A 4,184-nucleotide genomic window follows, 5' to 3' on the forward strand; every position below is an offset into this window, starting at 1 on the left:
TTTATGGGCCGTCGTTCTGCGATTATTACTGAAACGCTGCGCCTGTGCGGGTCTGTAACCTCGTAAACCGCAGTTGCGCTTCAATTCTCTACTAATCGTTGAAGGTGAGCGTCCCAACAAAGCGGCGATCTCTTTCTGGTTATGTTCTGCTTTCAATAATACGTAAATCTGGTATCTTTCTTCTTCGGTCAGCTGGTGGTAGCTCATCAGTGCTTCGTCTCTTGGTCGGGAGAAGCGCGGAGTCTACCANTCATGGTGCAACGACACCTGCTTGTGTCTCAATAAGTAGCCCGCTACTTGTTGAGGGCTCAGCTCCTGGCGAAGCAGCTTCTCTATCCAGTCTCTCACTTCATCGGTCACTTTGATCGCTTTATGGGCCGTCGTTCTGCGATTATTACTGAAACGCTGCGCCTGTGCGGGTCTGTAACCTCGTAAACCGCAGTTGCGCTTCAATTCTCTACTAATCGTTGAAGGTGAGCGCCCCAACAAAGCAGCGATCTCTTTCTGGCTATGTTCTGCTTTCAATAATACGTAAATCTGGTATCTTTCTTCTTCGGTCAGCTGGTGGTAACTCATCAGTGCTTCGTCTCTTGGTCGGGAGAAGCGCGGAGTCTACCAGCTGGCCCCTCTCCCTATCCAATTGCACTTATTATCCGAAACCGCGTATAACAAAATAATCCTTTAAAAAAATTTATGCAGAGGGTCCTTAGCATTTTTCCTCTAGCAGGTCGTTGAAAAAGGAATCCTGCCTGTTTTAAAAAAAGAAAAGCTTAAAATTTGGACTTCACTTTTCTCTCACAATCAACGACTTAGGCATAGCCGATTTTTCCGGAACATCCATATTCTAGTAGCGGGCGTCGAAATTCTTAGAATTTCAACAGTCGCTTCCGGCTAGGACAGCACTGGGAGAAGACCAGAACTAATTGGCCGTGCTTAGCAACCACCGTTCTTGTCCAGGTGCCATAGTTCACTCACTTAAGGAATTTGCGTCGAGTTCATCCGCTATGGTGCAGTCATCAGAAAGGCATCCAGCCTTTCTGTGCACTGCTCCTTATTGTGGAACTCGACGCAAAGCTTGAGGTTGTAGAGAATTAATCAGAGGTTTTTAAATCCTATAATCCCTCTAACTAGGGTAAAGGCCTCACAACATTTGCTAAACGATCAAAGCCTCTTGACAGCAAAAAATCTTTTGTAGTACTAATATTTCCCGCGTCAGTATAGATACCGGCAATCCGATCTATATTAATGCCACCAGGGCTTATAGGATGATCTATACCTAGATGCCTGGTAACTGGAGTACTACCGTCCAGCCCATACAAAATTGGAAAACGGTCACTAGAGCTAGTGCCGTAACCGGCATACTGTAGTGAGCCCCTATAGTTATTGACTGTATTGAGGCTAACACCTTGTGAGATGGGTTGGTTTTTATATAGATTACTAAAAGTATATCCACGTTCTCCTGAGTTTAATCCGCCATTTCGATGAAAATAAGGTGTCCCGTCTATCTGCTCCGCAGTTAAAATAGCTCTGAATTTAGTCAGCCCATCTAAACTGGCGCTATTTGAGCCATGAACATACTCAACACCTTGACTTCTAAGTATTTCGTGACTTTTGTCTATCGATAGTGTTAGTTTAGGTCTCTTTTTAGGGGATAGTAAAAAGCCTATTTGATTATTTTGTCGCACAAGTTTTCTACTTACTTTACTGACCACTGTACCAATTCCCTTTCCTAAGCCAAAGGTCACTAGGCCAATCGCGGCACCCACTCCGGCGCCTACACCGGCGTCTCTAAGGTTCGAACCTGCGGCCACATTCAATCCAAAATCGGCAGCACCCGAAACCACAGCATCTGCCACCGCTATGCCCACCTGAACCCCTGTTTTAGCTCCAATAGCTGCAGCACCAAATCCTCCACTGATAAAGCCGAGAGCCGCTCCGATAAATACTTGCTTGAAATCGAATTCGTCACCCGTAGCTGCCGCCCTGATTCCTTCCACCGCAGCGGAAACCACTGCTCCAATCACCGCGCCTATAATGGCGCCAATGAGCAAACTGAAAAGCGCAAAGTGGCCACTGGGGTCACGTAAGTTAATAGGATCACCTAATGTATAAGCATAACTATTTACGCTACCTCTACCAAAAGGACTCATAGAATCCGCGGCATGGAATCGCATTAACCCCGGGTTATATACCCGATAGCCGTTACCTAAATGATAAAATCCACTCACGGGATCCTGGCGATGGCCATTAAATCCCATTGAATTTGTCGACAAGCGATTGAATCCACTTTGCTCTGTAGCCCGCGCAGGCCGTGAAGTGGCAATACCAAGCGAGGCAAGGCTTGTCGTCGCTGCCGCAATACTGGATTGTTTTAAAAAGATACGTCTTGACTTGTTCACTGCTGTTTTACCGGCGGTATTGAACGGAACAAATGATTTATCACGGTTTTTCATAACTTACCCTTATTCCTACCCTTCGCCATATGGAGTATGGCTTCTGTGTGCTCTCACTCTTTGCTCACTACCTTGTAGTTTCGTCCATGTGGTGAGGGTACTGACTTAAAGTTTTAAAGCAAAATTGGTGCTGATTGAAATTTTCTGATGATACAGTTAGTCCAGTAATGTCTTCGTCGATCTTATGAGAACCACTATGAGCCGATGCCGATAATTCATTGATAAATTTTTCGTTCAGATAATAAAGCTATATTAAGGCGTTATTTTTCATCTGAGAAATAAGTTAAAGAATTCCATCGTAGCTATAATTAGAAAGGACATTATTGTCACCATCGAAGAACGAACGTATTTTATCTAAGGCATCGTAAGCCTATGAGAGTGTTTGGCTGACATAGAACTTGAACACCTTCCATTGAGCTATTGTGCATTCACAGTTCTGCCCATGGGGATCCTCAACGTAGAATGCAGAGGCATGAGCAGAAATATGATTTAAGTTACAAGCTTTGGCTTACGATAGCTTAAAACAAACAGGTCGATAATTTTTTCCTGTTAACTAATCGTGCCAATCTTTGGACGCACTGACTATAAAGTCTTTACTTACCTTCATGATACCACTACAGATCTATCTAGAAAGGGCTGAGCGTCATATTATGTGGATAGTCAAATCCATAAACAGTTTGTGCGGTATTAGCATAGGAAAATGTTACATCTCCCGATGTGGATCGTCCTGCAAAGATATGACTTTCCAATCCGAATTGGCTGGTATCCTGAAATCTAATCTTTGCTTTGTTGTTCAGGCGCTTACTTATTATATTCTTGATGTTGGAAGTGCTTCGCAAGCCTGATGAATTAGATTTCATATAATTGCTCAGGGCACCAACAACATGGACATCATTGAAGCCACTTGCCCCTCCGGTCTTCATTACGTCAAGTATTTTATTAACGTTGCTTCCTGTAGTGATATGAGCGCCCACCATGCCTGAATCGGAAACACCAGTTATAGAAATGCAAGAACTGATATTTGGATAGCAAATCCCACGAGTTGATGAGCCGACAAAGTCCTCTCTAAGTACTACATTTTCCCCACTTAGCACGCGAATCTTTGGTTCTGGCCATCCTCCAGAAGATGATGCTAATTTAGACTTTCCACCTGTGGGAGAAAGCAGAAAGCCTATTCGATTATTTTGCCGCACGAGCTTTCTACTTACTTTGCTGACCACGGTACCAATTCCCTTTCCTAAGCCAAAGGTCACTAGGCCAATCGCGGCACCTACTCCAGCGCCTACACCAGCGGCTCCATAGTCCGGACCATCTGGGTTGTTGAGGTCTGCAAGCGTAGTTAATCCAAAATCGGCAGCACCAGAAACCACAGCATCCGCCACCGCTATGCCTACCTGAACCCCTGTTTTAGCACCAATGGCTGCAGCACCAAATCCTCCACTGATAAAGCCGAGAGCCGCTCCGATAAATACTTGCTTGAAATCAAATTCGTCCCCCGTAGCGGCCGCCCTGATTCCTTCCACCGCAGCGGAAACCACTCCTCCAATCACCGCGCCTATAATGGCACCAATGAGCAAACTGATAAGCGCAAAGTGCCCACTTGGATCGCGTAAGTTGATGGGATCACCTAATGCATAAGCATAGCTATTTACGCCACCTCTGCCAAAAGGACTCATAGAATCTGCGGCATGGAACCGCATTAATCCGGGATTATATACACGATAACCGTTA

At 45.0% G+C, this 4,184-nt stretch carries 4 protein-coding genes; all 4 read right to left on the bottom strand.

Annotated elements, in window-relative coordinates:
* Positions 1 to 207 (bottom strand): transposase (locus ABVT36_RS18780; RefSeq protein ID WP_368457926.1); only part of this gene is annotated, 207 nt, incomplete at its 3' end.
* A 36-nt stretch (positions 208 to 243) separates the two neighbouring features.
* The gene (locus ABVT36_RS18785; RefSeq protein WP_368457927.1) at positions 244 to 576 is read right to left on the bottom strand and encodes a transposase; all 333 of its coding nucleotides are present in this window, start codon (positions 574 to 576) and stop codon (positions 244 to 246) included.
* 551 nt (positions 577 to 1,127) lie between these two features.
* Positions 1,128 to 2,453, bottom strand: coding sequence for an RHS repeat-associated core domain-containing protein (locus ABVT36_RS18790; RefSeq protein WP_368457928.1), 1,326 nt, complete (start codon positions 2,451 to 2,453; stop codon positions 1,128 to 1,130).
* A 626-nt stretch (positions 2,454 to 3,079) separates the two neighbouring features.
* Positions 3,080 to 4,184, bottom strand: a 1,105-nt coding sequence (locus ABVT36_RS18795) for an RHS repeat-associated core domain-containing protein (protein WP_368457929.1), incomplete at its 5' end; no start/stop codon positions are given.

This window comes from Microbulbifer sp. TYP-18, from assembly GCF_040932045.1.
Taxonomy (GTDB): Bacteria; Pseudomonadota; Gammaproteobacteria; order Pseudomonadales; family Cellvibrionaceae; genus Microbulbifer.

What these genes read in the sequence shown, in the direction of transcription:
- ABVT36_RS18790 (WP_368457928.1), bottom strand. Translation starts at nt 2,453, where the DNA reads ATGAAAAACCGTGATAAATCATTTGTTCCGTTCAATACCGCCGGTAAA.